This is a genomic window from Acidobacteriota bacterium, from assembly GCA_004299485.1.
In the GTDB taxonomy this organism is placed as follows: Bacteria; Acidobacteriota; Terriglobia; order Terriglobales; family SCQP01; genus SCQP01.
On record SCQP01000014.1, the window covers coordinates 107,461 to 133,902 of the forward strand.

The 26,442-nt window shown below is 63.8% G+C and carries 30 protein-coding genes; 5 read left to right on the forward strand and 25 right to left on the reverse strand.

Going from position 1 to position 26,442, the window contains the following annotated elements:
• Positions 1–16: 16 nt before the first annotated feature.
• The 4 genes from EPN33_09300 to EPN33_09315 all read right to left on the reverse strand — a co-directional run bounded on the left by EPN33_09300 (position 17) and on the right by EPN33_09315 (position 5,269).
• Complete coding sequence (locus EPN33_09300) at positions 17–3,007, reverse strand: TonB-dependent receptor (GenBank protein ID TAN21847.1); 2,991 nt, start codon at positions 3,005–3,007, stop codon at positions 17–19.
• A 104-nt stretch (positions 3,008–3,111) separates the two neighbouring features.
• On the reverse strand, positions 3,112–3,339 hold the full coding sequence (locus EPN33_09305; protein TAN21848.1) for a hypothetical protein: 228 nt from the start codon (positions 3,337–3,339) through the stop codon (positions 3,112–3,114).
• Positions 3,222–4,259: a DUF971 domain-containing protein gene (locus EPN33_09310; protein TAN21849.1), complete on the reverse strand. Its 1,038-nt coding sequence runs from the start codon at positions 4,257–4,259 to the stop codon at positions 3,222–3,224. The genes EPN33_09305 and EPN33_09310 overlap by 118 nt, the downstream gene beginning before the upstream one ends.
• A 59-nt stretch (positions 4,260–4,318) precedes the next feature.
• The gene (locus EPN33_09315; protein TAN21850.1) at positions 4,319–5,269 is read right to left on the reverse strand and encodes an AraC family transcriptional regulator; all 951 of its coding nucleotides are present in this window, start codon (positions 5,267–5,269) and stop codon (positions 4,319–4,321) included.
• Between EPN33_09315 and EPN33_09320 the strand changes: the two genes are divergently transcribed.
• Positions 5,175–6,677, forward strand: coding sequence for an amino acid permease (locus tag EPN33_09320; protein TAN21851.1), 1,503 nt, complete (start codon positions 5,175–5,177; stop codon positions 6,675–6,677). The two genes, EPN33_09315 and EPN33_09320, sit on opposite strands and share 95 nt — an antisense overlap.
• 41 nt (positions 6,678–6,718) lie before the next feature.
• On the forward strand, positions 6,719–8,362 hold the full coding sequence (locus EPN33_09325) for an amidohydrolase (GenBank protein ID TAN21852.1): 1,644 nt from the start codon (positions 6,719–6,721) through the stop codon (positions 8,360–8,362).
• On the opposite strand, the gene pcaF is transcribed toward EPN33_09325, so the two are convergent.
• From pcaF to folE, 15 genes are all read right to left on the reverse strand, one after another.
• The gene (gene pcaF, locus EPN33_09330) at positions 8,359–9,564 is read right to left on the reverse strand and encodes a 3-oxoadipyl-CoA thiolase (GenBank protein ID TAN21853.1); all 1,206 of its coding nucleotides are present in this window, start codon (positions 9,562–9,564) and stop codon (positions 8,359–8,361) included. The two genes, EPN33_09325 and pcaF, sit on opposite strands and share 4 nt — an antisense overlap.
• Before the next feature lie 6 nt (positions 9,565–9,570).
• The gene (locus tag EPN33_09335) at positions 9,571–9,972 is read right to left on the reverse strand and encodes a PIN domain nuclease (GenBank protein TAN21854.1); all 402 of its coding nucleotides are present in this window, start codon (positions 9,970–9,972) and stop codon (positions 9,571–9,573) included.
• On the reverse strand, positions 9,969–10,172 hold the full coding sequence (locus EPN33_09340; protein TAN21855.1) for a type II toxin-antitoxin system VapB family antitoxin: 204 nt from the start codon (positions 10,170–10,172) through the stop codon (positions 9,969–9,971). Before EPN33_09340 ends, EPN33_09335 begins: the two co-directional genes overlap by 4 nt.
• Before the next feature lie 9 nt (positions 10,173–10,181).
• Positions 10,182–11,051: a formate/nitrite transporter family protein gene (locus EPN33_09345; GenBank protein TAN21856.1), complete on the reverse strand. Its 870-nt coding sequence runs from the start codon at positions 11,049–11,051 to the stop codon at positions 10,182–10,184.
• A 17-nt stretch (positions 11,052–11,068) separates the two neighbouring features.
• Positions 11,069–11,521 carry a hydroxyphenylacetyl-CoA thioesterase PaaI gene (gene paaI, locus EPN33_09350; GenBank protein ID TAN21857.1) on the reverse strand — a complete coding sequence of 151 codons (453 nt, stop codon included), beginning with the start codon at positions 11,519–11,521 and terminating at the stop codon, positions 11,069–11,071.
• Positions 11,445–12,947 carry a 3-hydroxyacyl-CoA dehydrogenase gene (locus EPN33_09355; GenBank protein ID TAN21858.1) on the reverse strand — a complete coding sequence of 501 codons (1,503 nt, stop codon included), beginning with the start codon at positions 12,945–12,947 and terminating at the stop codon, positions 11,445–11,447. The genes paaI (EPN33_09350) and EPN33_09355 overlap by 77 nt, the downstream gene beginning before the upstream one ends.
• Complete coding sequence (locus EPN33_09360) at positions 12,944–13,735, reverse strand: 2-(1,2-epoxy-1,2-dihydrophenyl)acetyl-CoA isomerase (GenBank protein TAN21859.1); 792 nt, start codon at positions 13,733–13,735, stop codon at positions 12,944–12,946. Before EPN33_09360 ends, EPN33_09355 begins: the two co-directional genes overlap by 4 nt.
• A 10-nt stretch (positions 13,736–13,745) precedes the next feature.
• On the reverse strand, positions 13,746–14,531 hold the full coding sequence (locus EPN33_09365; GenBank protein TAN21860.1) for an enoyl-CoA hydratase: 786 nt from the start codon (positions 14,529–14,531) through the stop codon (positions 13,746–13,748).
• Between the two features lies 1 nt (position 14,532).
• Entirely contained in the window at positions 14,533–16,197 is a 1,665-nt protein-coding gene (paaN, locus tag EPN33_09370; GenBank protein TAN21861.1) for a phenylacetic acid degradation protein PaaN, read from the reverse strand.
• A 3-nt stretch (positions 16,198–16,200) separates the two neighbouring features.
• Positions 16,201–17,274, reverse strand: coding sequence for a phenylacetate-CoA oxygenase/reductase subunit PaaK (gene paaK / locus EPN33_09375; GenBank protein ID TAN21862.1), 1,074 nt, complete (start codon positions 17,272–17,274; stop codon positions 16,201–16,203).
• Complete coding sequence (gene paaJ / locus EPN33_09380) at positions 17,271–17,735, reverse strand: phenylacetate-CoA oxygenase subunit PaaJ (GenBank protein ID TAN21863.1); 465 nt, start codon at positions 17,733–17,735, stop codon at positions 17,271–17,273. The genes paaK and paaJ overlap by 4 nt, the downstream gene beginning before the upstream one ends.
• On the reverse strand, positions 17,729–18,460 hold the full coding sequence (paaI, locus tag EPN33_09385; protein ID TAN21864.1) for a phenylacetate-CoA oxygenase subunit PaaI: 732 nt from the start codon (positions 18,458–18,460) through the stop codon (positions 17,729–17,731). The genes paaJ and paaI (EPN33_09385) overlap by 7 nt, the downstream gene beginning before the upstream one ends.
• A complete protein-coding gene (locus tag EPN33_09390; GenBank protein TAN21865.1) occupies positions 18,457–18,726 on the reverse strand; it encodes a 1,2-phenylacetyl-CoA epoxidase subunit B in 270 nt (89 codons plus the stop codon). Before EPN33_09390 ends, paaI (EPN33_09385) begins: the two co-directional genes overlap by 4 nt.
• Before the next feature lie 2 nt (positions 18,727–18,728).
• Positions 18,729–19,670, reverse strand: coding sequence for a 1,2-phenylacetyl-CoA epoxidase subunit A (locus EPN33_09395; protein TAN21866.1), 942 nt, complete (start codon positions 19,668–19,670; stop codon positions 18,729–18,731).
• A gap of 473 nt (positions 19,671–20,143) precedes the next feature.
• Positions 20,144–20,851 carry a GTP cyclohydrolase I FolE gene (gene folE / locus EPN33_09400; protein ID TAN22160.1) on the reverse strand — a complete coding sequence of 236 codons (708 nt, stop codon included), beginning with the start codon at positions 20,849–20,851 and terminating at the stop codon, positions 20,144–20,146.
• A gap of 59 nt (positions 20,852–20,910) precedes the next feature.
• Here folE and tsaB point away from each other — a divergent pair, with 59 nt between their 5' ends.
• Together tsaB and rimI are read left to right on the forward strand one after the other, a co-directional pair.
• Positions 20,911–21,519 carry a tRNA (adenosine(37)-N6)-threonylcarbamoyltransferase complex dimerization subunit type 1 TsaB gene (gene tsaB / locus EPN33_09405; GenBank protein TAN21867.1) on the forward strand — a complete coding sequence of 203 codons (609 nt, stop codon included), beginning with the start codon at positions 20,911–20,913 and terminating at the stop codon, positions 21,517–21,519.
• Positions 21,519–21,968 carry a ribosomal-protein-alanine N-acetyltransferase gene (rimI, locus tag EPN33_09410; protein ID TAN21868.1) on the forward strand — a complete coding sequence of 150 codons (450 nt, stop codon included), beginning with the start codon at positions 21,519–21,521 and terminating at the stop codon, positions 21,966–21,968. The genes tsaB and rimI overlap by 1 nt, the downstream gene beginning before the upstream one ends.
• A gap of 125 nt (positions 21,969–22,093) precedes the next feature.
• Here rimI and EPN33_09415 read toward each other — a convergent pair whose 3' ends face one another.
• Positions 22,094–22,282 (reverse strand): DUF465 domain-containing protein, encoded by a 189-nt coding sequence (locus EPN33_09415; GenBank protein ID TAN21869.1) that lies wholly within the window; start codon positions 22,280–22,282, stop codon positions 22,094–22,096.
• A 66-nt stretch (positions 22,283–22,348) separates the two neighbouring features.
• Between EPN33_09415 and truB the strand changes: the two genes are divergently transcribed.
• A complete protein-coding gene (gene truB, locus EPN33_09420; GenBank protein ID TAN21870.1) occupies positions 22,349–23,227 on the forward strand; it encodes a tRNA pseudouridine(55) synthase TruB in 879 nt (292 codons plus the stop codon).
• Between the two features lie 19 nt (positions 23,228–23,246).
• Here the strand turns inward: truB and EPN33_09425 are convergent, their stop codons facing one another.
• The 5 genes from EPN33_09425 to EPN33_09445 all read right to left on the reverse strand — a co-directional run bounded on the left by EPN33_09425 (position 23,247) and on the right by EPN33_09445 (position 26,419).
• Positions 23,247–23,543, reverse strand: coding sequence for a hypothetical protein (locus tag EPN33_09425; protein TAN21871.1), 297 nt, complete (start codon positions 23,541–23,543; stop codon positions 23,247–23,249).
• On the reverse strand, positions 23,497–23,799 hold the full coding sequence (locus EPN33_09430) for a sigma-70 family RNA polymerase sigma factor (protein TAN21872.1): 303 nt from the start codon (positions 23,797–23,799) through the stop codon (positions 23,497–23,499). Before EPN33_09430 ends, EPN33_09425 begins: the two co-directional genes overlap by 47 nt.
• Before the next feature lie 17 nt (positions 23,800–23,816).
• A complete protein-coding gene (locus EPN33_09435; protein TAN21873.1) occupies positions 23,817–24,329 on the reverse strand; it encodes a hypothetical protein in 513 nt (170 codons plus the stop codon).
• A gap of 114 nt (positions 24,330–24,443) precedes the next feature.
• Positions 24,444–24,818, reverse strand: a complete 375-nt coding sequence (locus EPN33_09440; GenBank protein ID TAN21874.1) for a redoxin domain-containing protein — start codon at positions 24,816–24,818, stop codon at positions 24,444–24,446.
• Positions 24,819–25,069: 251 nt separating this feature from the next.
• A complete protein-coding gene (locus EPN33_09445) occupies positions 25,070–26,419 on the reverse strand; it encodes an NAD(P)/FAD-dependent oxidoreductase (protein ID TAN21875.1) in 1,350 nt (449 codons plus the stop codon).
• Positions 26,420–26,442 lie beyond the last annotated feature (23 nt).

Sequence of the window (26,442 nt, forward strand, 5' to 3'; positions counted from 1 at the left end):
GCAGTTCAGCATGCCATCAAAAGCTGAATTTAATACCCAACTGAACCTGCCGTGGCGTGCCGCTGCCAATTGTTGCTCCCAGCGTCTGGAAAATCTGGCCGAATCCGGCCGTCCCAAACGTCGTGTCGGGCTCAGCGAAGTTCGGATGATTGAACAGGTTGAAGGCTTCAAAGCGCAATTCCATGTTCCGGCCTTCGCCTAGCGGCGTCTCCTTGACCAGTGAGGTGTCCAGCTCGACGAATCCAGGCCCATACACGCTGTTGCGCGGGCAGTTACCAAACGTACCGGCCGCCGGCTCGGCAAAGGCCGCCGGGTTCAGCCAGTTGTTCACGGTCTTATTCGCCGCATAGGGATTCACACCGGGAATACAATTCGCGCGCTGGTTTACATAGTCGCCGTTGCCGTACGGGTTGTCGCCGATGTACACCGTGACCGGGATGCCGGACCGTGCGACGCCGAGCGCGTTCAGGCTCCAGCCGCTGAAAACGGCACCCGCCGCACCGTGGGAAAACAGGTTGTGCCCGCTTCCCACCGGCAGATTGTAGAGTGCATCGAAGCTGACGTTATGCCGCACGTCACCGGATCCGTTGCCGCGCTCGGCTTTGATGTTGTTGTTGTCCTGCGGCTGCGTCGAAAACGCCCCCTGGTCCTCGACATTGTCGATCGCGTGCCCAGTGGTGTAGTTGAACTGGAAGGTGAACGCGGGCCCGGTCTTTTTCAGCGAGACTTGCAGGCCATTGTAAGAGCTGAACCCGCTGTTCATGTTGATGTAAATGTCGCCAAAATTCGGGTTCGGGCGCAGACCCGTAGCCGGATTGATGTAATTGATATCTTCCGAGCGCCCCAGGTTCACGCCATGGTTGCCGACGTAGGCCACTTGCAGCGCCAGGTTTGACACCAGCTCGCGCGCGACGCTGAAGTTCCACTGACCGGAGTAAATATCGGGCTTGTTCCACGAAAAGCCGTTAGCGTTCGGTGGCGGGGGCGTCGCCGCCTGCGACAGGTAGCTGTCGTAGGGGTAGCTCAAAGTTGGAATCTGTTGCTGTAGCAGCGTGACGTTGCCAGGAATCGTGTTCGACGGGACGCCGTAGAAGCCAAATCCCACCGGATAATCCTGGTAATAGATTCCATAGCCGGCGCGGACTACGGTCTTTCCGTTGGGCGACCAGGCCAGGCCGAGACGCGGCCCAAAATCCTTGTTGTTGGGCGCAAAGTATGGGCTGCCAGCCGGCGCGAGCGTGTTCAACCGCGTATCGAACGGCCGCGTGTTATGGAAGGCATCATACGGCACGGTCTCCCGGTCGTATCGTAGCCCGTAGGTGAACGTCAGGTTCGGCCGGAGGCGCCAGCTATCATTGAAATACATACCCAACTGTGTCGCACGCGTCCCTTCCTCCGGCGAAGCGGGCGAAATGCTGACGAACGCCAAACGGTCGTTGATAAAATCCTGCGGCGAGTTGAACTGCATCATTGGCGCAATGCCATTGTTGCCGTTCACCCAGATGCGCCACATCGTCGCGCCCCAGGTCATGGTGTGTTCGCCACGCACGTACGTCATCGAGTCGCCGTACTGGAAACTGGTGTTGTTTTCCGCAAAGACACTCTGCGAGCCGGGCTGAACTGAATACCCGACGATCGTCGTCGCCGGCCACGGCTCGGTCGAATCCACCGAACTCACCCAGCGCTGCATGCCGCCCAGAAACGTATTGATCAGATTGGGGCTAAACACGTGAACTTCCTGAATCGCCACATTGCGCGTCCCCAGCGGCACGTTCTGATGGTCGAAAATGCCGAGCGAGCTTGGAATTACGCCAAACAGGGGTCCGTTCACATACGAGTTGTTGATGTTGACCCGTACGAAGGCCTTGTCCTTGTTGCTCAGCGTCTGGTCAATGCGGATGGACCCGGTGTTCTCCCGCACCGCCGAGACTTGCGACGTAGTAAAGTCGTTCACGTTCGGATCCGAGGTCGTGGACGTGCCGTGCGGGAACATGGCGACAATTGGCGCGAGCTGCGGCGACTTGGCCAGCACCTGTGCCCGCAGCGAGTCACTCGGAACCGTACCCGACCCCGTTATCCCGAGCCGCTGGCGCGAACCTTCGTAATTCAAAAAGAAAAATGTCTTGTTTTTGACGATTGGTCCGCCCACATTGAATCCGAAATCGTTGTAGCGGAACTCCGGCTTGTCCGTGGCGAAGAAGTTGCGCGCATCAAGCGCATCGTTACGGAAAAAATCAAACAACTCACCGTGGAACTGGTTGGTGCCTGACTTGGTGACGATGTTGATGTACGAACCAGCCGCGCGGCCGAACTGCGCTCCGTAGCCACTGGTTTCCACCTTGAACTGCGAAATCGTCTGCAGGCTGCCGGTCAGCAGCCGCGCGCCGCGTTCAAACCCATTCGCCATATAGGGCTGGTCGACGCGAGAGGCGTCAATGCCATCGATGGAGAACTGGTTGTGGACTGTCTCCATGCCATCAAAGGTCAAGTCCGAGATGTAATTGCTGCGCAGAACCGCACCCGGCGTCAGCAGCGCAAAGCGGGTATAGTCCTGGCCGTTGATCGGCAGCTTCGTCACCGCCTTGTTGGTAAAGACCGTGCCGATGCTGGGGTTCTCCTTGTTGAGCAGCGGCGCCTGCGCCGTCACCGAGACCTGTTGACTCATCGAGCCGACCACCAGGGTGATGGTCAGCGTAACCGGCGAGGCCACGGCGACGGTGACGCGCTTTTCCGTCTGCTGCCGGAAACCCTGGTGGGTTACGGTGACATCGTAGTTGCCGACCGGCAGGTCCGGGATCACAAACTCACCCTGCGCCCCCGTTTTGGCCAGGCGCGTGGCGCCCGTCGCTTCGTCGATGGCGATGATACTCGCGCCGGGCACGGCAGCGTGCGAGGAGTCCTGCACGACGCCGTTGATTTGACTTCCGGTAATGCCCTGCCCCCGCGCCGGGGTGAACATCAGGGTTAGACAACCGACGACTGCCAACGCGCACAGAAGTGTTTTCATAGGACTCGGCTCCTCGCAATCAGACGTTTATCAGATGTACGCCTTGCAAACCCTTTCCGCTTTCTCACCACGGCCAAACCATAGCGAAAACGCGACAGCCATTTTTAGCGGGCTTTCCAGGGGCGCGCCCCCGGATCGCGCAAGAGCGTCTTTTGCCGGCTGGCGACGACGTCGCGATCCACGTATGCCTGCTGCATGTGGCGCATTCCGGTATCTAATCGAAAGCCGCGCCGTGCGTGGAACAGACGGTAGTTGTCGACCATGAACAGCTCCCCCGGCTGCAGCTTGAAGACCAGTTGCGCCGCAGCCGAGGAGATGATGCCGGAGTACATCCGCCTCGCCGCGTAAAGGTATCCAGCACATCCGGGTCCGCCGCGACCACCTGATCACATCGCCCATGGAACCTAAGGTGCAGAATGCGGCCGTCCGGGGCTACATCGATAAACGGCGCCGTGTTTTCCAGAATCGCCTGATCATCGCAGTAGCGATACACAACCGGGGTGGTCGATAAGGCGGCGAACAGATCGGGACGCTCCCGCCGGATCGTTTCCGCCACGAACAGCCCGTCGATCAAGACGGACTCTCCTCCTTCGGCATCGTTGCGCAGGCAATGGAGCGTCGTATAACCCGGCTGTGGAATGCGGTACGGATTATCCACGTGCGGCTCGAGCGCGCGCGGCGTCATGCTCAGATCGTAGTGTTGGCCTCGAGGCAGCGCCTTGATGTCCTCGATGTCGCCGTTGTTGGTCATGCGCGTATACCCGATCAAGTCCAGAAACTCGCGGCTTCCTTGGTTCACCGCGGGCACGTGGCGCACCAGCGCAAAGCCCACGCGCGCCAGATCGCTCAGCAACGCCAGCAGCTTCTGCGGGTCAGCGCGCAGCGACTCCAGCTCATGCCAGCGCGGAATTCCCAGGCTTGCATCCCATAGGAGTTTTTCACCCACTAATTCGTCGCTGATGGGGTGCTCGGCCGCGCGTCGCAGCCGGTCCCATGCATAGCCGGCACGATGGCCGTCCGTGAACTCGATTTCGAGCCGCTCCGCTCCGGCTGTCGCGCGCGCGATGGCGATGTTCAGGGGGATCTCATTCGCGTTCTGCAGCTTGTGGCCGGTGATGGGGTCCCGGTAGCCGGGCGCGTCGCTGCTCTCCCGCAGCCAGAACGCATGGAAGGTATGCTGGAAGCCATCCTCGCCGGACAGCCGCAGATGCCGTGTGCTGTATTCGATTTTCATGAGGGGCCCCGGGTGCATTGCAGCACGCCCAGCCGCCGTCAGATTCTGCGCCCGCGCCAATCGATAGCGGGAACAGGTCAGGACTTCGAACGCAGGTACTGGCCGGGGGTGGTGCCCAGCAGGCGCTTGAACGAGGCAATGAACGCGCTCGGGGTGCTGTAGCCGACTTCGGCTGCCGTAAACGTCATCTTCTCGCCCCGCTCCAGCATATCCAGGCTGCGTTGCACGCGCGCGCGCGTGCGCCACTGCCCCAGGCTCAGTCCCGTGTCCTGCCGGAACAGCCGCTCTATCGTCCGCCGGCTCGCGCCCGCCTCGTGGCAAATAGCATCCAGCGAATCCTCCGCCTGCTCAAGGTTGGCCAATGCCGCCGCCACCCGTCGCGCGCGCGGATCGTTGGGCACGATCATATCCAATGCCGGTACCGGCCGCGCAACCTCCATTTCATCCCGGATCACCTCAGTGATACGCAAGTGCTTCGGATCCGTGCCGGGCACCGCCCATTCCGAGGCCCGCACAATCAACTGCCGCAGCAGTGGAGAAACCTCCATCAGTTCCGGCCGCCGTTCCAGTCCGACGTAGCCGCCCGCCAGGTACAGGCAAACGATAGCCATCCCCGCCCCGCACTGCACCTCGTGTACCGTTCCTGCGGGCAGCCACAACGCCCGCAGCGGCGGCAGCACCCAGCATTGCGTAGCCGTTTTCGCCACCAGCACTCCGCGTGGCGAATAGATCAACTCATCCACGTTGTGCACGTGTGGCTGCCACGAGGCACTGGTCTCCGGCACTCGCGCGAAGCTCAGCAGCGGCGCGCCGCCTAAATCGATTGAATCGAGCGCAGGAAGCTGTCGCATTTTCGTTATCCTTCGCCGGTCCGCATGAAGAGAGTAGCTTTCGCGCCGGAGTATAACACAGAGGTGATCTAATTGGTCCAACATGCCCAGCTCTTCCTCCGCCCCAGCCCTGGCACAACGCCTGGGCCTCGTCAGCGCCACGGCCATCGTCATGGGTTCGATGATCGGCTCGGGCATCTTCCTCGTCTCGGCTGAAATCGCCCGCGAGGTCAATTCCGCCGCGCTGCTGCTTTTGGTCTGGCTCATTACCGGACTCATGAGCATGGCCGCGGCGCTTTGCTACGGAGAGCTGGCCGCCGCCATGCCCGCTGCCGGCGGCCAATACGTCTATTTGCGCGAAGCGCTGGGTCCGATCTTCGGCTACCTCTACGGATGGACCGATTTCTGGGCGATTCAGACCGGCGCCATTGCCGCGGTCGCTATGGCGCTGGCCATCTTTCTGGGCAACATTTTCCCCTCGGTATCGTCTTCCCATTGGTTGTTTCACTGGGGCGACTGGGGACCGCTGCACTTCGGAGTCAACACGGTCGAACTCGCCGCCATTGCCTGCATCGCCCTGCTTACCTGGTCAAACACGCGCGGCGTCCGGACCGGTGCCTGGATCCAGAATGTTTTCACGGCGCTGAAGGTGCTGGCCCTTGCCGCCATTATCGCCATCGGCTTATTCCTCATTCGCGTACCGGCCGCGGTCCATGCCAATTTCGCTCACTTCTGGTCGGGCATTCGCTGGACCGAACCGCATCTGCTCCAGCTCGGTGACCGGCACTTCATGGTCACCACCCTCACCCTGATCTTCGTGGCCATGATCGGCTCCCTGTTTTCCTCCGACGCCTGGAACACGGTCACCTTCACCGCCGGCGAAACCCGCTCGCCCCAGCGCAATATTCCTCTGTCTCTGATCCTTGGCACGGGCATCGTCACCGCCCTCTACTTGCTGGCCAATCTTGCCTATCTCAACGTCCTGCCGCTGGCCGGGCATGCCAACGCGCTGACCACGTCCGCGCGCGGCATCCAGCACGCCACCGAAGATCGCGTGGCGACCGCCATGATCTCCGTCTTGCTGGGCCATCACGGCGTGGTTGTCATGGCCGCGGCCATCGTGATTTCCTGTTTTGGGTGCATGAACGGCCAGATCATGGGCGGCGCCCGCGTCTACTACGCCATGGCCAAGGATGGCGTCTTCTTTCGCCGCATGGCGAGGCTCCATCCCGAGCGCCGTGTTCCAACCTTTGCCTTGGTGGCACAGGGTGTGTGGGCGTCGCTGTTATGTCTTTCCGGCACCTATACGCAATTGCTCGAATTTGTAATGTTTCCGATTTTTCTGTTTTACATCCTGACCGTCGCCGGCCTATTCGCCCTGCGCTGGAAACGGCCCGATATGCCGCGTCCCTACCGCGCACTCGGCTATCCGGTACTGCCCGCCCTGTACATCCTGGCGGCCGCGTGGTTCGATTTTCAGATTCTGCGCTTTGAACCGGTCTACGCCGGCGCCGGCCTGACGCTGGTGTTGATCGGATTGCCGGTGTTTCTCGCCTGGCGACGTCCGCGCCGCCCTGTCGCAATCGAACTACCGATTGTCAAGTGAGGACTTCCCTCCCCCCGCCGGGCACTGGCACGATACCTTTCATGGGCGACGAAATAACCCTCATCCTGCTCCATGGCAACGTCTGGACCGGCAGCCTTTCGCAACCGCACGCCGAAGCGCTCGCCATCGCTGGAACCACCATCGCCGCGCTGGGCACTAACGCGGAAATCGAATCCCTGGCGCCGGCGGGTTGCCCGCGCCTCGACCTGGCCGGACGCCGTGTGCTGCCAGGATTCAACGATGCTCACGTCCACTTCTACATGGGCGGCGCCGGTCTTGCCGGCGTCCAACTGCGTACGGCACGCAGCGCCGAAGAATTTCGTGACCGCCTCGCTGCGTTCGCCAAATCGGTCCCTGAGGGCGAGTGGATTCTCGGCGGCTTCTGGGACGAAGCGAACTGGGAACAGCCGGAGTTGCCTACGCGTGACCTGGTTGATGATGTAACGCCTCGCCATCCCGTTTTTGTGCGCGGCATGGCCGGCCACATGTCGTTTGCCAATTCCCTGGCGCTGCGCCTGGCACGTGCCGAAAGCACTCCCGACGTCCCCGGCGGCGTTATCGTGCGCGACGCGCAAGGCCGCGCCACCGGCGTCCTCATGGAAGCTGCCCAGACCCTCGTCGAGCGTGCCATCCCGGTTCCTTCGGTAAAACAGGTTCGCGGCGCACTGCTCGCCGCCCAGCGCCACGCCCTCACCCACGGCGTCACCAGCATTCAGGATATGGGCGTCGTCGGCTCGCAACGCCTCGCCCTCACCGGCCGAATCCTGCAGGTCTATCAGGACTTGCTGCACAGCGGCGAACTGCAAATGCGGGTTTCCTTCCATCTTCCGCTGCCGGAGTTCCGCGAACACCTGGACGCCGCGCTCTCTACCGCTGCCGGGCAGAAACTTCGCGTGGATGCGATTAAGAGCTTTTCCGATGGCGGCCTGGGCTCTTCCACTGCCTGGTTCCTCGACGACTACAGCCATCGGCCCGGCTGGCGCGGCTTGCCGAGCGAGGAAATGTCCGATCCAAAAACCATGCTGCGCAACTTGTTCGACGCGGATCGCGCCGGCTTGCGTCTGGCGGTGCATGCCATTGGCGATCGCGCCAACCGCACCGTTCTCGATATGTATGCGGCGCTTGCCACCAGCGAGGGCTACCGCGACCGCCGTTGGCGCATCGAACACGCGCAACATCTCCATCCGGACGACATCGGCCGCTTTGCCGAACTCGGTGTTATCGCCTCGGTGCAGCCCTATCACTGCATGGACGACGCCCGCTGGGCGGAAGCGCATATCGGACCCGAGCGTGCCAAAGGCACCTACGCCTTTCGCTCGCTGCTGGACGCCGGCGCCCGCCTCGCCTGCGGTTCCGATTGGTTCGTTGCACCTCTCGATCCTCTCGCCGGGCTCTACGCTGCTGTGACCCGCCGCGTGACCGGCGCCAGCCAGGAAACCTGGCACCCGGAACAGGCGATCACACTGACAGAGGCGCTCCACGGCTATACCAGCGGATCCGCCTTCGCCTCTGGTGAAGAAAGTGTCAAGGGAACCTTGAGCCCCGGGAAACTCGCAGACCTGGTGGTTTTGTCCAGCGACATTTTCGTGCTCGACGCCGGGCATATCCGCGACGTTCAGGTCGAATTGACCATCTGCAACGGCGAAGTCGTCTACCAAAGGGAAGCAAAGTCAGTTCCGGCTTAGACCCGCTCGAGGATGGTGGCGATGCCCTGGCCGACGCCGATGCACATAGTACAGAGGGCGAAGCGGCCGCCGGTGCGCTGGAGCTGGTAGGTTGCTGTCGCGGCCAGGCGGCCGCCGCTGGCGCCGAGCGGGTGGCCGATGGCGATAGCGCCGCCGTTGGGATTCACGCGCGGGTCGTCGCCGGCCAGGCCCAGATCGCGCAGCACGGCGAGCGATTGCGATGCGAAGGCTTCGTTGAGCTCAATGACGTCCATTTGATCGAGTGTCAGGCCGGCGCGGGCCAGCACCTTGCGCGTCGCCGGCGCCGGGCCCATGCCCATGATGCGCGGCTCGACCCCGGCGACGGCGCTGGAGACGACGCGCGCCAGCGGGTGCAAGTTAAAACGCTTGACGGCTGCGGGCGAAGCCAGCAGCAGGGCGACGGCACCGTCATTGACGCCGCTGGCGTTGCCGGCGGTGATGGTGCCTGTGGGCTTGACAATGGGCTTGAGCTTGGCGAGGGCAGCGAGGGTTGAATCGGGACGTGGATGCTCGTCGGTATCGACAATATGCGGCTCGCCTTTGCGCTGCGGGACCGGGACGGGCATGACTTCCGATTTGAAGAAGCCACTGTCGTGCGCGCGCTTCCATTTGTGCTGGGTGGCGCAGGCGAATTTGTCCTGATCTTCGCGGCTGATGTGGAATTGTTCGGCCACGTTTTCGCCGGTCTGGGGCATGGAGTCGCTGCCGTACTGCGCATGCAGCGCCGGGTTCACGAAGCGCCAGCCGATGGTAGTGTCGAAAATCGAAGCGGAGCGGCTAAAAGCAGTTTCGGCCTTGCCCAACACGAAGGGTGAGCGCGACATACTCTCGACGCCACCGGCAATCATCACTTCGGCCTCGCCGCACTTGATGGCGCGCGCGGCCTGCGCCAGGGCATCCAGGCTGGAGCCGCAGAGGCGGTTGAGCGTGACGCCGGCCACGACCACCGGCAAGCCCGCCAGCAGCGCGGCCATGCGGGCGACGTTGCGGTTGTCCTCGCCCGCCTGGTTGGCGCAACCATAGAGCACGTCCTCGACCGCGGCGGGGTCCAGGCCGGAGTTGCGCCGCAGCAGCTCGCGGATCGGGTGCGCGGCCAGGTCATCGGTGCGCACCGGCGCCAGCGCGCCGCCATAGCGGCCGAACGGCGTGCGCACGGCATCACAAAGGAGAGCTTCGGTCATCGTATTTCAGGTTAACAAACGCAGTGGCGCCACGGCAGCAATCGAGGTGAAATCGCGGTCGGAGGTCAACAGCGCATATCCCCAGCGTATACATGTCTGAGCTATGAGGCAGTCGACGTAGCCGCGAACGCTCCGCCCGCTGTGGCGAGCTTGTACAAAAAGCTCCGCAGCGGCTACAAAGTCCCAACGATCCAATTCTGGAGCTGGTCTGAGTTCCGCCATTTGTGCCCGGATTCCCATCGCCTGCGCGCCTTCGGCTCCGCAAAACACCTCGCCCATCACGATACTGGCCACCACCAAATGCTCCGCGCTCTTCAGCTCCCGGCTGAGGCGCGCCACTGCTGTGGAGTCGCGGTTACGAAAAAAGTCGATCCATACAGACGTGTCGGGCAGGACCAGCTCCCTCATCGCTTGAACCGGTCCCGCCGCAACTCGTCCAGATCGCCCTCCCACTTCACCTTGCCGCGGAGCTCGAGCAATCTTCGCCCCGCCATTTTTCTGACGTATGCCTGAAGAGCCGCGCGAACCGCTTCGGTCCGGTTCTTGCACCCGCCGAGCTCGACCGCAGTTCGAAGCAGGTCTTCGTCGATATCCAAGTGTGTTCTCATGGGACTATTTTAGGCCGATTTAGTCCCACTGGGTTCCGTGCCGGGGGAGCGGTGGTGGGCGGCGAGCTGGGCGTAGCCGAGGGCAGCGACCAGGGCGACGCCGCCGATGATATTGCCGACGACGGTCGGCAGGAAGAACGCGCTGAAGTAATGACCGGGCGAAATCTCGCGGGTCACCACCAGGTAGAACATCGCAGTTGAACCCGCGATGATGTGATTGAACGAGCCGAGGCCAATGATGTAGGTGATGATGATGATGATGGGCACGCGGCCGGTTTGGGCGCTGGGCAGGAGCCAGACCATCAGGGCGATGAGCCAGCCCGCGAAGATGGCGCGCCAGAGCGCAACGCCGAAGCCCAGGCCGAGGTGGCTGCGGCCAATCTGCAAAAACGCCTGATGCACGATGGGATCGAACATGCCCGTGCGGCCGACGATCAGCGCAAACAGGAAGGTGCCGATCAGATTGAGCAGCAAGACAATACCCCAGAGACGCAGCATCGCGATGAGCGTTTTGCGGTCTTTGCGGATCAGGAGCGGCAAAACGGAGGTGAGGGTGTTCTCGGTGAAAAGCTGCTGCCGTCCGAGGACGACGATGAGGAAGCCCAGGCAGTAGCCAAAGCGGGTGATAAGCGGCGCCCAGGCGCGGTGGGGCAAATGCGCGACCAACAGACCTTCGGCCACCAGCGAAAAACCCATGGATAGACCGGCAGCCAGTGCTGACCAGGCGAGGGCTTGCCAGCTTCGGTTGAGCTCGGCATCGCCCTCGCGCCGGATAGTCTCGTAGACGACGTTGGCGCCAATCGCCTCGCGCTCCTCAACCTGCTTGCGCTCAGCGGGAGTGGATATCGTTGCATCGGAAGGCGGCACTTCGTCCGGCATACTCGCCGGTTGGATGCCTACGCAGAGTTCACACGACGGGAGCGGCCGCGAAACAGAGCGACCACTTCGCCGGCCTGATTGGCTACGGAAACCTCGTAGACCCCGCTGCGTCCGACGAGCGCGGTTTCGACGGCCTCGGCGGTGAGCAGCTCATCCAGCAGTACGGGGCGGAGATACTCGATGGAGCAGCCGGAGGCGACCGCGGCGTAGCCGTGGCTGTTGCAGGCGAAAGCAAAGGTCGAATCGGCCAGCGTGAAGACATAGCCGCCGTGGCAGGTATTATGGCCCTGGAGCATTGCGGCGGTGACGCGCATGCGGACGCGGGCGTAGCCGGGGCGCACTTCGAGCAGCTCCATGCCGAGCGCCTGGGAGGCGCGGTCGCGGTCGAAAAGTTCACTCGTGGACATGAAAACGGCCGGATAGTACCTGTTGGCGGAGGAAGGGCGAGATGCGGTAGCGGTCTTCGCCATAGAAGGCGCCAAGCGCAGCGAGGACGGCATGGATGCGGGACAGACCGATCTTGTGCGCCCATTCCAGCGGCCCCAGAGGATAGTTCACGCCTTTGCGCATGGCCAGGTCGACGCTGGTGGCATCGGCGACGCCGAAGTGTACGGCATCGGCGGCTTCATTGGCGAGCATGGCGACGGTCCGCATGACGGCGAGGGCGGGCAGATCGCGCAGCCGCACGACGGCGATGCCGGCGGCTTGCAAGGCGCCAGCGACCGAGGCCCAGGCGCCGGGGCCGCAATGGGGCGAGACGGCCAGCGCCAACCGCTTCACCGTGCCGTAATCCAGAGCGAGATCGGCGACGACGGTGGGTTGCGGCTGATCCCCAGCCGCCAGCTCACACTCGAGCGCGGTACGGCCATCGGTGACCTGGAGCAGCGTATCAGTGGGCAAGCGAGGCTCGCGGGTGACGTTGATGCCGGCGGCTCCGATGCGGGCGGCGAGCGCATCCGTCAGAGCGTCGCTGCCGGGTGTGCCGGCGATGGCGATGCGATCAGGTTTGGGATGCGGGGGCTCGACCTGAGGCTGCGGCGGCGCGGCACTCTCGCCATAGCGGAAAAAACCGCGGCCAGACTTGCGGCCGAGCCAGCCAGCTTCGACCAGCTCCTGCTGCACGAGCGAAGGCTGAAAGCGCGGATCGCCGAAGTAGGCGTGGAAGACGGAACAGGTGACGGCAAAGTTGACGTCCTGGCCGATCAGGTCGGTCAGCTCGCAGGGGCCCATGCGGAAGCCACCAGCGTCGCGCAGCAAGGCATCGAGCGTGGCCGGATCGGTGGCTTGCTCGGCGAGCAGCCGCAGGCCTTCGGCATAGTAGGGTCGCGCGACGCGATTCACGATGAAGCCGGGGGTGGCGCGCACGCGCACCGGCGATTTTCCCCAGCCGACGGCAAGGCGCTCGATGGCATCGAGCGCGGCAGGGGCGGTGACGACGCTGCCGACAACTTCGACCAGCGCCATGAGTGGCGCGGGGTTGAAGAAGTGCATGCCCACGAGGCGTTCGGGCGCGCGCAGCGCGGTGGCGATGGCGGCGAGCGAGAGCGAGGAGGTATTGGTGGCGAGCAGGCAATCGGCGGCGACGATGGCGTCGAGCGATTGGAAGAGTTGGCGCTTGACGGCCAGGTCTTCGATGACGGCTTCGATGACCAGGCCGGCATTCGCAAAATCCGAAAGCGCGGTCGCGGCGGCCAGCCGCTGCGACGCGGCGGCGGCATCGGCAGCGGTCATCCTGCCCTTTGAGGCAAGCTGTTCGAAGCGCTTGCGAATGGAGCCGAGGGCGGCCTCTGCCGCGCCGGTGCGGGTATCAAACAGCAGCACGGACTCGCCGGCGGCGGCGGCGACCTGCGCGATGCCGGAGCCCATCGCTCCCGCGCCCACAATGCTCACCTTCATTGGCCGGTGAACCTCGGCGGACGCTTTTCCAGGAAAGCGGCAACGCCCTCGGCGTAGTCGGCGCTGTGGCCTAACTCGCGGTTCAGATCGCGTTCCATATCTAGCTGTTGATCCAACGAGTTGGAGGCCGAACTATAAAGTGCATATTTAATCGCTGCCAGGCCGCGCGTGGGTGCTTGCGCGAGCTGGAGGATGAGGGTGTCGACGGCGGTGGCGAAGTCGGCGTCGGGCACTGAACGCCAGATCAGACCCCAGGCTGCGGCCTGATCGGCGGAGATACGCTCACCCAGCAGGGTCATGGCCATAGCCCGCGCCGTGCCCACGAGACGAGGCAGGAAGTAGGTTCCGCCGGTGTCGGGCACGAGGCCCAATTTGCAAAAGGGTTCGTAAAAATAGGCCGATTGGGTGGCGATCACGAGGTCGCAGGCGAGGGCGAGGTTGACGCCAGCGCCAGCGGCGATACCGTTGACAGCGCAGACGACGGGCAGGGGCAGATCGCGCAGGCTGCGGACCAGCGGCGCGTAAAACTTTTCGATCGACGCGCCGAGATCGACGCCCTCGTCTCCGGGCTTCATGGCGCGATCGCCCAAGTCCTGGCCGGCACAAAAACCGCGGCCGGCGCCGGTGAGCAGGAGGACGCGGGCGTGGGCGTCGCGGGCGCGGGCGATGGCGTTGCGCACCTCCAGATGCATGGCCTCGTTGAAACTGTTGAGCTTGTCGGGACGGTTGAGGGTGATGCGGGCCCGGCCGTCGCTCAGCTCGAAGACGATGTTCTGATAGGGTTCCATGCGGCGAGATTCAGCGGTGCTTGAAGTTGGGCTTGCGCTTTTCCGCGAATGCCGCCATGCCCTCGCGGCGGTCGTCGGTAGCGAAGGTGGACTGGAAGGCGCGGCGTTCGAAACGCAGACCCTCGGCGAGCGGCATTTCGTAGGCGGCGTTGATTGATTCCTTGATCATCATTACAGCGGGCAGCGAAAGCGAGGCGATTTTGGCGGCGACTTTGCGGGCCTCGGTCATGAGCTCCGCGGCTGGTACGACGCGGCTCACGAGACCGGAGCGTTCGGCTTCGGCGGCATCCATGCGGCGGCCGGCGAGGCACATTTCCATGGCTTTTGATTTGCCCACCGCGCGGGTGAGGCGCTGGGTGCCGCCGGCTCCGGGCATGGTGGCGAGGTTGATCTCGGGTTGGCCGAAGACGGCGGTGTCGGCGGCGAGGATGAGATCGCAGGCCATGGCCAGCTCGCAGCCTCCGCCGAGGGCGTAGCCGGCGACGGCAGCGATGATGGGCTTGCGGATGGTTGCGAAATGCTTCCAGGCGGCGGCGCGGCCGGAGGGGAAATCACCCAGGAAAACGTCGGTGAAGCCGGCATCGGCCATTTCCTTGATGTCGGCGCCGGCGGCAAAGGCCTTTTCGTTGCCGGTAAGGATGATGGCGCCGATGCCGGGGTCGGACTCGAAGGCTTCAAGCGCCTCACCGACTTCGCGCATGAGCGGGGTGGAGAGCGCATTCAGCGCCGCGGGACGGTTCAGGGTGATGAGGCCGACGCGGTCTTCCCTGCTGACCAGAATATTCTCGTAGGCCATATCAGATGTGGGCGCGGCTTTGGGTGACGCGGTAGCGGCCAGCGACGAAGGCGGGATCGGTGAGAGAGGCGTTAGCGGAGGGATTGGCGCCGGTGCCGTGGAAATCGCTGTAGGCGGCGGACTGGTTGACGTAGACGCCGCCGGTGAGGTTTTCGGAAAGCGAGACACCGGTATCAGCGGCGATGTCGCGCGCCTGGTCGAGCACCGCGGGATCGGTGGCGTAGACCGAGAAGGTGAGCGCGCCGCGTTCGCGGGCGCCACGGCCAGCCAAGGCCAGGCTCTCGGCGGTGGAGGCGGTCGCAATCACGAAGGCTACGGGACCGAAGATTTCATGCATGAAGCTGGCCTCGTCTTTGGCGGCGGCGCGCAGCAGCAGCGGGGTGCGCACCCGCGCTTCGGGAAACTGCGGATGGGCGATGGTTTCGCTGGCCAGTAAAACCGCGCCTGCGTGCGCGGCTTTTTCGAGGCGCGCGAGGATAGCCGGGCTTTGAATGGCGCCCAGAATTTCGACGGCGCGGGCAGGATCGCTGAGCAGCTTGTGCAGCGCCTGCGCGATGCCGTCGGCCACGGCGTCGAAGCTCATGGGGCCTTCGGGCGTCTTGATACCGGCGCTGGGGACGAAAATGTTTTGCGGCGCGGTACACATCTGGCCGGAATAGAGAGCCAGCGAGAAGGCGATGTTTTTGGCGAGGCCGGAAAAATCTGCGGTCGAGTCAATCACGATGGGATTGACGCCGGCTTTTTCGGTGAACACCAGGGCCTGGCGGGCGTTGCGCTCCAGCCATTCGCCATTGGCCGGGCTGCCGGTGAAGTCGATGACTTTAACCGACGGATTCAGCGCCAGCCGCTCGGGGATATCATCGCCTTCAGCGTGGGCGGCCAGCAGCGCCAGATTGGGATCAAAACCTTGTTCGGTCAAAACCTCGCGGATGGTCTGGACGGTCAGCGCCAGCGGCAGAATCACGGCGGGATGCGGCTTCACGATCACGGCGTTGCCGGTGGCGAGACTCGCGAACAGGCCGGGGTAGCCGTTCCAGTTAGGAAAGGTGCTGCAGCCGATGACCAGGGCGACGCCGCGCGGCACGATGCGGAAGTGCTTTTCCATTTTGAGCGGCGGGTTTTTGCCTTGCGGTTTTTCCCAGACGGCGCTCGAGGGCACGCGGCGCATTTGCTGCCAGGCGTAGGCGACGGCTTCGAGACCACGGTCCTGGGCATGCGGGCCGCCGGCCTGAAAGGCCATCATGAAGGCCTGACCGGTGGTGTGCATGATGGCGTAGGCCATTTCGAAGCTGCGCTGATTGATGCGGAACAGAGATTCCAGGGCGACGCCGACCCAGGCTTCGGGGCCAGCATGTCTCCACGACGTGATCGCCGTTTCCGCGGCGGCAACCAGCGCGTCGGGGTCGGCATGGGAATAGCGGATGCCGAGTTTGGGGCCGAAGGGCGAGACTTCGTTGCCGACAGTTTTGCCGTCTCCCGGCTCCTTGAGCGCGAAGGGTTTTTGCAGCAGGGCCTCGTAGGCGGCTTTGCCGTCGTCGTTGGCGGTGGCGCCATAGGCTTTGGCGCTGGGCATTTCGACGAAGGGTGACCAGTAGCCGCGCTCCTCAATCGCCTTGACGGCGGCGTCGAGCGTGGCTTGATATTTGGCGAACAGTGGGTGGGGCATTGCTTAATCCTGATCGAAATCCACGGTCACCTTTTCCGTGACCGGATAGCTCTGGCAGGTAAGGACGTAGCCGCGGGCGACTTCGTAATCTTCCAAAGCAAAATTACCGTCCATATCGACCTCGCCCGACACCAGTTTGGCACGGCAGGTGGCGCAAACACCACTCTTGCAGGAAAAGCGCAGGTCGAGGCCGGCACGCAGGCCAGCTTCGAGGATGGTTTCGCGGCCGCGCTCCATCGGGAACTGGTACTGGCGGCCATCGAGGATCAGCATGACCTGGGTGGTTTCCGGCTTCGCGGCCACGGGCCTGAGCGCACGCAGGGGCTGCTTCTGCTGGCTGCTGGCGAACTGCTCGGTCTTGATGCGCGCGGCTGGATAGCCAGCCTGTTGGAACGCCTGCGCCAGCTCGCGGTTCATTTCATGCGGACCGCACAGGAAGACTGAGTCCATCGCCTCGAGCGGCCCCCAGTAGCGCAGCAGCTCCTGGCATTTTTGGGCGGTCAGGCGGCCATTGAGGAGATCGAGATCCTGATGCTCACGTGTCATCACGTGCACGAGGCTGAAGCGGTTGAGGTAGGTGTCTTTCAGATCGGCCAGCTCTTCCCGAAACAGGATGGAGCTGGAGGCGCGGTTACCGTAGAAGAGAGTAAAGTCGCTGTGCGGTTCGGCGGCAAGCGTGGTTTTGAGGATTGAAAGTACGGGCGTGATGCCGCTGCCGGCCGCGATGGCCAGGTAGCGGCCGTGGCGCTCGGGCGCGAGAGGGATATGGAACAGGCCCGCGGGCGGCATGACCTCGAGAGTTTGGCCGGCCTGCAGGGCATCGTTGGCCCAATTTGAGAACACGCCGCCGGGCTGGCGCTTGACCAGAATGCGCAAGCGGCCGGCCTGCACGGCTTCGCAAATGGAATAGGAACGGCGGACCTCTTCGCCCTCGATGCGCGCACGCACGTTGAGGTGCTGGCCCTGGGTGAAGCGGAAGGCGTCGTGCAGTTCAGGCGGGACGGCGAAGGTGACGGTCACCGCGTCGCGTGTCTCGGGCGTCACCGCGGCGATCTGCAGAGGGTGGTAAACGCTCATCGCAGGGGTTTGAAGTAGTCGAAGGGTTCACGGCAGGCGCGGCAGCGGTAGAGAGCCTTGCAAGGGGTCGAGCCGAAGGCACTGACGCATTCGGTCTGGGAGGAGCCACAGTGTGGGCAATGCACGCGCGGAGCGATGGCGTTGAGTTCCGGGGGGGCGATTCCGAAGCCGTGCAGCTTTTCCCTGCCCTGCGGGCTGAGCCAGTCGGTGGTCCAGGGCGGCGAGAGGCGGGTGGTCAGCTTGACGCGCGCGACACCGTGCGCGTGCAGCGCGGCTTCGATATCGTGGGCGATTACGGCAACGGCGGGGCAGCCGGAATAGGTGGGCGTGATGGTAACTTCCAGCTCGTCGCCGTGCCAGGCGGCATCGCGCAAGATGCCCAGGTCCACGACCGAGACCACGGGGATCTCCGGGTCGGGCACAGCCTCGAGCCATTCGCGGATTTTCCCGACCTCTACCATTGCGCTCCCGGATAGGCGCGCTGCAGGAACTGCATTTCGGCGAGCAGCGTACCGAGTTTTTCGGTATGAACGCCTTGCTTGCCGCCGTGCTGCATCCAGGCATCGGAGGGCACGGCCAAGGTCGCATGGGCAAACGTAGATTCAATTTCGGATTGCCAGCGCGGGCGCAGAGCTTCCAGATCGATCACGCTGCTGTCGACCGCATCGGCGGCGAACATTTCACCGGTGAGGGGCCAGAGGGCAGCGATGGCGGTTTCCATGCGCCGGTGGCTTTCTTCGGTGCCATCGCCAAGGCGGATGATCCAGTCGCGGCTGCGGCGCAGATGATAGGCGGCCTCGCGCGAGGCCTTGGCGGCGATGGCGGCTATGGCTGCATCGGAGCTCGACCCGAGCGTTTCCAGCAAGGGCAGGTGCCAGGCGTCAAAGAAGAACTGCCGCGTCATCGTGTGGGCGTAATCGCCATTGGGCTGTTCGACCAGCAGCAGATTGCGGAACGCACCCGCGTCGCGCAGGTAGGCAAGCTGATCTTCACTGCGTCCGCAGCCTTCGCGCTCGCCCGCGAGCGTGAGCCAGAGCCGCGCCTGGCCGAGGAGATCGAGAGCGACGTTGGCGAGCGCCAGGTCCTCTTCCAGCACTGGGCCGTGGCCGCACCACTCGCCCAGGCGTTGGCTCAGGATCAGGTCCGTATCGCCCAACCTTAGACAGAACTCGAACGGCGCGGTCATATGTTTTTGACCTCGGGAGGGACTTTGAAGAAGCCGGGATGGCGATAGACCTTGGTCTGGGCGGGGTCGAAGAGGGGTTGTTTGTCGCCGGGGGCGCTGGCGGTGATCGCCTCCGAGGGGACGACCCAGATGCTGATGCCTTCGTTGCGGCGGGTGAAGATGTCGCGCGCATTGTTCATGGCAATTTCGGCGTCGGGGGCGTGGAGGCTGCCCACGTGCTTGTGCGCCACGCCGTGCTGGCTGCGGATAAACACTTCATAAAGCATGGCTACTCTCCAGCATGTTTGGCGGCGTGAGCGTCAAGGGCGGCGCGGACCCAGGCGCCTTCCTCGTGCGCGCGGCGACGGGTTTCGAGGCGGTCGCGGTTGCAGGGGCCGTGGCCGCGAATGACCTGGTTGAACTCCTCCCAGGGAATGGGACCGATGTCGTAATGGCCGCGCTCTTCGTTCCACTTGAGCTGTTCATCGGGAACGCGCAGGCCAAGGTAATCGGCCTGGGGCACGGTCTGGTCGATGAACTTCTGGCGCAGGCCGTCGTTGGAGATGAGCTTGATCTTCCAGGCCATCGACTGCGCCGAGTGCGCCGAGGCGACGTCGGGCGGGCCGAACATCATCAGTGAAGGCCACCACCAGCGGTTGAGGGCGTCCTGCGCCATGGCTTTTTGCTCGGCGGTTCCCTGAGACAGCTTCACCAAAATGTCGAAGCCCTGGCGCTGGTGAAAACTCTCCTCTTTGCAGATGCGGATCATGGCCCGCGAATAGGGGCCGTAGGAGCAGCGGCAGAGCGGGATTTGATTCATGATCGCGGCCCCGTCGACGAGCCAGCCGACAGCGCCGATGTCGGCCCAGGTGAGCGTGGGGTAGTTGAAGATGCTGGAATACTTGGCTTTGCCGGTGAGCAGGTCGTCAATGAGTTGGGCGCGTCCGACGCCCAGGGTCTCGGCGGCGCAGTACAGATAGAGGCCGTGGCCGCACTCGTCCTGCACTTTGGCCAGGAGGATGGCTTTGCGCTGGAGCGTGGGGGCACGGTTGATCCAGTTGCCCTCGGGGAGCTGGCCGACGATTTCGGAGTGGGCGTGCTGCGAGATTTGGCGGATGAGGGTCTTGCGATAGGCATCGGGCATGGGATCGCGCGGTTCGACCTTGATGCCCTCGTCGAGGCGGGCCTGGAAGGCAGCATCGGCCAGGCTGGATTGTGTCACGCTCGCCACAGCTCTATTTTACGATGGGTGGCTCGCCACTTTTTGCCCTGGTCGCTCCCGTTGGTCGCTTGGAGGGCAGGCTCCGATTCCCGGCAGGGTTCGCCCGCTGGCGCTCAGGGATCCTCCAAGCCGCCGCAAGCCGTGCGGCGCGGTGTTCCATTGGTTGTTCCATTCGCGCTCCAAAGTGTGCCACTTTGCATCGCAAAGTGGCGTGTTTGCCGGAGTTCTTGCTGGAATGGGGTGGCACATGCCGAAAAATAGATGGAACAGAGGAAGGGTCTGTCGGTCTGGCGATCGATGGGTCTGGGGGTCGGCGAGAGGGGCGGGCATAGCTTGACTGTTGGATCGGCGGTGCGCACCCACGAGGCTGCGGCACACACGGGGGCGCGCTGGCAGAGCGGGGCCGGCGGGCTGCCCGGCGCTGATCCGCTATGAATAGTTAGACGTGAAAAGCCGAAGGAGGGTTGGCCAGTGGTGCAGAATTACAGGCCGGCGGAGCCGTAGATGAGGTTGAGGACCTCATTGCGGCTGGCCTGGCTTTCGACGAAGATGCCGCGGATGGCGCTGGTCACCATGGCGGTGCCGGGCTTCTGGATGCCACGGATGGTCATGCAGGTGTGGGAGCCTTCGAGGACGGCGAGGGCGCCGAGCGGCTGCAGTCCCTCCATGATGGCATCGGCAATTTGGTCGGTGAGCCGCTCCTGGACCTGGGGGCGGAGGGAAAAGGCTTCAACCACGCGGGCGAGCTTGCTGAGGCCGACCACGCGTTTGTCGGGCAGGTAGGCGACGTGGGCGTGGCCGACGAAGGGCAGAAAGTGATGCTCGCAAATGGAGTGGAAGGGGATGTTGCGCAGCAGAACGATCTGGTTGTACTTCACGTGGAAAATGGTTTTGAGGTAAACGCGGGGGTCCGTGCGCAAACCGGCGGTCAGTTCGGCATAAGAGCGAGCGATGCGGCGCGGGGTGCGTCGCAGGCCTTCGCGTTCTGGATCTTCGCCGATGGCGATGATAATTTCGCGGACGGCACGCTCGATGCGGGCGAGGTCGATTGAGTGGCGCGGGGCCTGGCGTGGCTGCGCCCGTAAACGACGCACTGCGTCATTGACCCCGGCTTGACGCTCGGCCGAGCTGGAGGCCCCGAGAGCCCCAGCTCGGCCTGCGCGTACTGTCTTCCGGCTGGCGGTGCGCATCGGGCGGGTGGTCGCCATGCGAGAATCATAACATTCGGCATTCGCACGACCCCCAAACCATGTGGACCTTGGCGCTGGAAACAGCATCGCAACACGGCAGTCTGGCGCTATTCGAGGGAGACAGATGCGTGGGGTGCGAGGGGCTGGAGGGGCGGGCGTACGCGGCCACATTGATTCCAGCCATTGAGCGGCTGCTGCGGGCGCAGGGACTGAGGCCGGCAGCATTGGGCTTGCTTGCCGTGGCGGATGGGCCGGGTTCGTTCACGGGAGTCCGGATCGGGCTGGCGACGGTGAAGGCGCTGATGGAGACGAACCATACGCCCGCGGTTGCCGTGGGAACGCTGGAGGCGGTAGCGGGCGCGAGCGAGGACGAGCACACGTTGGCGGTGATGGATGCGGGTCGGAATATGGTCTATGTGCGGCGGGACGGTGTTGAAGAAGAGGAAGCAGCGGAGGCGTTCGCCTCGAAACTGGAGCAATGGAGAGGCAAGGCGGTGACGCCGGATGCGGCGCTAACGGCGCGCTGGCCGGTGCTCGAAGCCATCGAGCCCCGGCTGGCGCCAGCGGTGGGGCGGCTGGCGCTGGCGCGCTGGCGGCGGCAGCCGGGGGCAGCCGATGATGTGCTGAGGCTCGATGCGCGCTATCTGGGAGCGCGCTGGGGCACGTAATGGAAGAGACTGCGGTTTTCCAGATCCGGCGTTCGACGCCGGCCGACGTGGACGCGATTGTCAGCGTGGCGCAGACCTGTTTCGGCGCGAGCGCCTGGGGAGCAGCGCATTTTGCGCCGCATCCTTCCCGGGTGACATTTGTTGCCGATGTTGCAGACCAGACCTGCGTCGGTTACAGCGTGCTGGAGTTTGCGGCCGATCAGGCGGAGCTGCAGGCGATTGCGGTGTCGCCCAGCTTCCGCCGGTTGCATATCGGCTCGGCGTTGCTGGAGGCGGCGCGAACGCTGGCGCGCGAGCGGGGCGTGCGAACGATGTTTCTGGAAGTACGGGAGGGTAACGCGCTGGCGCAGGAGTTCTATCGCGGCTTTGGGTTTGCGCCCTGCGGGCGCCGGCCGGCGTATTACCGCATGCCGGAAGAGGCCGCGCTGGTGATGAGCGCGGCGCTGTAGCGGTGGTTCGCCACTTTGCCCTTGTCGCTCCCGTTGGTCGCTCGGAGTGCGGGCTTCGTATCCCGGCAGGGTCCGCCCGCTGGCGCTCCGGGCTCCGCCAAGCTGCCGCCATCAGCGCGGCGCGATCATAGCCGCTGCATGGCGTCTTTGACTTGGAGTTTGAGTTTTTTTAATCGGATAGCTTCCAGTTCTTCTTCCGGCGTAAGGAAGCGCTTTTGGTGGAGATGTTCGAGTTGCGTGTCGAGCAGGGTGTGCTCGTCGGCCAGTTGCTGTTTGGAACCCGTCGCCAAAACCGAGGACTGCATGGTTGCCATCCCAAATCCTCCGTAAACTTGCCGGATAAGCACAAGCTACCACCGCTCCGTGGTAGGATCAAGCCCTTGACGGGGGCTCTAATAGTCAACAAACCAGCCGGGCTGACCTCGCATGATGTAGTGGCGAGGGTGCGTCGCATTTGCCAGGAACGCTCGGTGGGGCATTTGGGCACGCTGGACCCGGCGGCAACGGGGGTGCTGCCGCTGCTGCTGGGGCGATTGACGCGGCTGGCGCAGTTCTTTCAGGGACGGGAGAAGGAATATCAAGGTGCGATCCGTTTCGGATTTGCTACAGACACCTACGACGCTGCGGGGTCGACGGTGAGCGAGACGAGCAGTTCCCTGCCGGAGGCGGCAGCCATCGAGGCAGTACTCGTGCGCTTTCGCGGCAGTATCCAACAGACGCCGCCGCCGTTTTCGGCCAAAAAGGTGAACGGGGTGCCGGCCTACAAGCTGGCGCGGCGTGAGCAGCCGGTAGTACTGAAGCCCGTTCAGATTGAGGTGCGAGCCTTCGAGTTGCTGAGGTTCGAGGGCGACCGGATGGAGTTTCGGGTGGTCTGCTCGGCGGGCACCTATGTCCGCTCGCTGGCACACGATTTGGGTCAGGCGTTAGGGGTGGGCGCGCATCTGGCCGAACTCGAGCGCACGCGCGTGGGCGAATTCACGCTGGCGCAAAGCCACACGCTGGAGGAGCTGGCGGCCGTGGCGGAAGCCGGAACGCTTGCCGGTGCGTTATTGCCTGCGCTGCAATTGCTGCCGGAGATGCCGGCGGTGGTGGCGCCGCCGGAAGCTGCGGCGCGGCTGCTTCACGGGCAGGCGGCGAACCTACCCGAGTTCAGCAAGGCGCCGCGGGTGCGCGCTTTCAGCCCGGATGGCAACCTGCTGGCTATCGGCCGGCGCATCGCTGGGACGCTGTTTCAGCCGCAGATCGTGCTGGCTGGTTGAATCGCCATCGGTTGAGCGCTTACGGGCTGCGGCGCCAGCCGGCGCGTTCCAGACAGTCGCGCAACATCGCGTAGGCGCGGTGCAGGAGGACGGCGAAATGACTGGGAGTGACGCCGAGGCGGCGGCTGTGTTCGGAGCGGGGGGCGGAGTCGAGTTGCTCGAGGTGGAAGGCGCCGCGCTGGCGCTCCGGCAAATTGGCGAGGCAATGGCGGATGGCCGCGCCGGCTTCGGCGGCGGCGGTCAGGTCGGGGGCGGGTTGCGTGCCAGGATCAGTGGAAAGCGGCTCGAAACGGCGGGTGCGGCGGTAGGCGCGCATTTTGTTGCGCAAAATGCCGCACAGCCAAGTGCGGAAGCTGGCTGCGGCCTTCGAAGCGGTCGAGGCCGGAGAGAAAGGTGACGAAGGTCTCCTGGACCAGATCGTCGGCGTCGGCTTCGGGCACACCCCAAGCGCGCGCCACGCGGTAGAGCACCGGCGCGTTCTCAGCGACCACGGACGCCAGCACTTCCGGATCGTGGCGGCGGAGGGCTACCAGATCCGGGAGGCTGGGAGTGAATGGTAGTGCGTTGGCCAAGCTTCAGTTTAGTGCGATCAGCGAGCGACCGACATCACCGCAAGGGCGTCGGAGCCATGGCGATGGACGATGGTTCCCTGCACCGTGACACCGGGCACACCGAGGTCATCGTAAGCGGCCTCCGGCAGCGGCATGCCATCGGTCGCGGTTAGCACGGTGTAGACGTGATTGCCGTGAATGAAGACGACGGGCGAGCCCGCGGCCACGCAGGCCTTGGCGCACATCGCATGATTGTGGCCGTGCAGGCCCTGGCTGAGATAGCAGTTGGCACCGGTCAACTCGCCGGTCCAGCTCACTTTCTCGCCCTGGACGGGCATGCCGGCCATGAGCAATACGTGGTTCATTTTGGCCATTTTCATGGCGTTCATCTTCATGGCGGGGTTGGACAACATGGCCTTGATTTTGGCGTAGGGCATGTCATTCATATCCATTTTTTGCATGCCCATGGCCTGTTGAGCGTGGGCGAACAGCGCCACTCCGAACATGGCGATGAGGGCGAGCAGAAGCCAGCGGTTACATTTGCAGCACATAGGGAATCGGTCCTTTCGTTTATGCTCGCGCCGGCCTGGCGGGTATGCTTTCCAAGCCGGCGCGAGTCAGGAGAATGGTCGGACAGTAGATATGTGCCGGTGGAGCGATAGAAATTACAGAGATGGGGGATTATTTCGTGGCTTGGGGCGGTGGGAGAGTTTCCGGGCTTGGGCGAGAACCTTTTCGACCGGTTCGCGCAGGCGGAAATTGCTGGCCTGATGAATCCAGCGGATGATCCCCTGTTGATCAATCAGCACCAGTGTCGGCGTGTTGACGCTGATGCCCAGGAGATTTCGGTACTCCGGAGAGCGGGTGCCATACAGTTTCATGACCTGTTGTTTCGCATCCGACAGAATGGGGAAAGGAGTGTGGAGGTGATCGTGTACCCAGCGGGCTTTGGCGATGGGATCAACGCTGATCGCCAGGATTTGGACATCAAGAGCTCTAAACTCGCCTGCGTGCTTCGCGAACTCACCGAGTTCGCCCATGCAGTAGGGTCACCAATAGCCGCGATAAAAGTCGATGAGCACACTGTGCCCGCGATAGCGGCGCAGCTTAACCAATCCACTCTCCGCTGAGGGCAAGACAAAAGCGGGCGCCTGCTGGCCGACATGGATATGCAGGGGGGCGATTTTGTCTTGCCCTCTGGCGGAGGCAGGTCCGAAAATCGCCGTGATGGCCGCGAGGCACAGCACAACGCTGAGAGCGGTGTGGCGAGATCTTAGTTGTCGTAGCGGCTTCACAGCAGGTAGGGCAGGTTGGAGGCGTGGGTAGGATAGGTAAAGAGGGGATCGGCGAGGGCCTGGATGCGGAGGCCGGAGCGAATCGCCAAGGCGAAGAGATTGATCGTCTCTTCGGCGCCGGGGCCGAGGAGATGAGCGCCGAGGATTTTGTTGCTGTCCTCTTCAATCAGCACTTTGAAGCCAGCGTAGTTTTCGCCGACACGACGGGAGGAGTACCAGCCGCTGGTGTCTTCGCGGTGGGTGCGGAAGCGTAGGCCTTTGGTTTTAGCTTCCTGTTCGCTCAGGCCGGCGGTGGCCAGCGGCGGCACGGTGAAGACGACCGAGGCCAAGCCGGCGTAATTGGCGGTGGTGTGGTTGCCATGGAGCAAATTGGCTGCCACGACCTGACCCTCATAGCCGGCCACGGGCGTCAGTGGCGCACCGGCGGTGGCGGCCGCATCGCCGGCGGCGTAGACGGACGGGTTGGAAATGCTCTGCAAAAACTCATTGACCGCGACGCCGTGGCGGTTCCAGGTCACGCCGCCTGCGTCCAGGTTCATATCGTCAATGTCGGCGATGCGACCGGCGCCGTGCACCGCCAGATCCGTGAGGAACGAGCGGGGCGCTGACTCCGGTCCGGCACGGACGGTGAGGTCCTGGCCGGTACGCTCCAGGGAGCGCACCGGGGTATCGAGTTCGACCCGGACACCCAGGGCGCGGGTTTTGGCGACGAGCACCTCCACGAGGTCGGGATCAAAATGCGCCAGCGGGCGGGCGTCGCGATGCAAGATCGTTACTTCGGCTCCGGCACGTACAGCAATGTGGGCGAATTCGAAGGAAACGTAACCCCCACCCACAAAAGTGATCCGGCGTGGGAGCGTGTCAAGATCCAGGAACTGTTCGCTGGTGGTCAAGAGCTCTGCGCCAGGGATAGCGAGCGGCACGGGCTTGGCGCCAGCGGCAATCGCCACACGGCGCGGCTCGAGCTGTTCCTCACCGATACGGATTGTGGTTGGAGTGACGAACCGGGCGCGGCCGTGGTAGGCGGTGATGCCAGCCTTGCGGAAACTGTCTTCCCGGGCGGCAGGAACGGGGTCGGTGAAGGTGCGCTTGAAGCGCATAAGGGCGGGCCAGTCGATGGTGGGCGGGGCCAAGATCCCCTTGCCTTGCAGGCGCCGTCCCCAAGCCACCGCTTCGGCAGCGCCCGCCAGAACTCTTTTGGGGTCGCAACCGCGCAAAGCGCAGGTTCCGCCGAAGGGCCGCGAGTCCACGATGGCCACTTGCCAGCCGGCCGCACGGCACTGGTGAGCGATCGTCTGGGCAGCGGATCCGCTGCCAATTACGAGGAGATCGAGTGGCCTGGTCACGGTTCCTTATGGATGATGCGCCC

Bases quoted from the DNA above. Each gene is read 5' to 3' on its own strand.
- EPN33_09355 (TAN21858.1), bottom strand. From the start codon at position 12,947: ATGAAGGTGAGCATTGTGGGCGCGGGAGCGATGGGCTCCGGCATCGCG.
- paaI (TAN21864.1), bottom strand. From the start codon at position 18,460: ATGACCGCGCCGTTCGAGTTCTGTCTAAGGTTGGGCGATACGGACCTG.
- EPN33_09440 (TAN21874.1), bottom strand. From the start codon at position 24,818: ATGGGCGAACTCGGTGAGTTCGCGAAGCACGCAGGCGAGTTTAGAGCT.
- EPN33_09315 (TAN21850.1), bottom strand. From the start codon at position 5,269: ATGCCCGAGCCGATCATCGAACCCATGACGATGGCCGTGGCGCTGACG.
- EPN33_09310 (TAN21849.1), bottom strand. From the start codon at position 4,259: ATGCACCCGGGGCCCCTCATGAAAATCGAATACAGCACACGGCATCTG.
- EPN33_09340 (TAN21855.1), bottom strand. From the start codon at position 10,172: ATGAGAACACACTTGGATATCGACGAAGACCTGCTTCGAACTGCGGTC.
- EPN33_09335 (TAN21854.1), bottom strand. From the start codon at position 9,972: ATGAGGGAGCTGGTCCTGCCCGACACGTCTGTATGGATCGACTTTTTT.
- folE (TAN22160.1), bottom strand. From the start codon at position 20,851: ATGCGCACCGCCAGCCGGAAGACAGTACGCGCAGGCCGAGCTGGGGCT.
- EPN33_09365 (TAN21860.1), bottom strand. From the start codon at position 14,531: ATGGCCTACGAGAATATTCTGGTCAGCAGGGAAGACCGCGTCGGCCTC.
- EPN33_09300 (TAN21847.1), bottom strand. From the start codon at position 3,007: ATGAAAACACTTCTGTGCGCGTTGGCAGTCGTCGGTTGTCTAACCCTG.
- EPN33_09425 (TAN21871.1), bottom strand. From the start codon at position 23,543: ATGCGCGCCTACCGCCGCACCCGCCGTTTCGAGCCGCTTTCCACTGAT.
- paaN (TAN21861.1), bottom strand. From the start codon at position 16,197: ATGCCCCACCCACTGTTCGCCAAATATCAAGCCACGCTCGACGCCGCC.
- EPN33_09360 (TAN21859.1), bottom strand. From the start codon at position 13,735: ATGGAACCCTATCAGAACATCGTCTTCGAGCTGAGCGACGGCCGGGCC.
- EPN33_09390 (TAN21865.1), bottom strand. From the start codon at position 18,726: ATGCTTTATGAAGTGTTTATCCGCAGCCAGCACGGCGTGGCGCACAAG.
- EPN33_09305 (TAN21848.1), bottom strand. From the start codon at position 3,339: ATGTACTCCGGCATCATCTCCTCGGCTGCGGCGCAACTGGTCTTCAAG.
- EPN33_09415 (TAN21869.1), bottom strand. From the start codon at position 22,282: ATGGCAACCATGCAGTCCTCGGTTTTGGCGACGGGTTCCAAACAGCAA.
- tsaB (TAN21867.1), top strand. From the start codon at position 20,911: ATGTGGACCTTGGCGCTGGAAACAGCATCGCAACACGGCAGTCTGGCG.
- paaI (TAN21857.1), bottom strand. From the start codon at position 11,521: ATGGCGAAGACCGCTACCGCATCTCGCCCTTCCTCCGCCAACAGGTAC.
- EPN33_09345 (TAN21856.1), bottom strand. From the start codon at position 11,051: ATGCCGGACGAAGTGCCGCCTTCCGATGCAACGATATCCACTCCCGCT.
- paaK (TAN21862.1), bottom strand. From the start codon at position 17,274: ATGAGCGTTTACCACCCTCTGCAGATCGCCGCGGTGACGCCCGAGACA.
- EPN33_09325 (TAN21852.1), top strand. From the start codon at position 6,719: ATGGGCGACGAAATAACCCTCATCCTGCTCCATGGCAACGTCTGGACC.
- pcaF (TAN21853.1), bottom strand. From the start codon at position 9,564: ATGACCGAAGCTCTCCTTTGTGATGCCGTGCGCACGCCGTTCGGCCGC.
- EPN33_09435 (TAN21873.1), bottom strand. From the start codon at position 24,329: ATGTGCTGCAAATGTAACCGCTGGCTTCTGCTCGCCCTCATCGCCATG.
- EPN33_09320 (TAN21851.1), top strand. From the start codon at position 5,175: ATGCCCAGCTCTTCCTCCGCCCCAGCCCTGGCACAACGCCTGGGCCTC.
- paaJ (TAN21863.1), bottom strand. From the start codon at position 17,735: ATGGTAGAGGTCGGGAAAATCCGCGAATGGCTCGAGGCTGTGCCCGAC.
- rimI (TAN21868.1), top strand. From the start codon at position 21,519: ATGGAAGAGACTGCGGTTTTCCAGATCCGGCGTTCGACGCCGGCCGAC.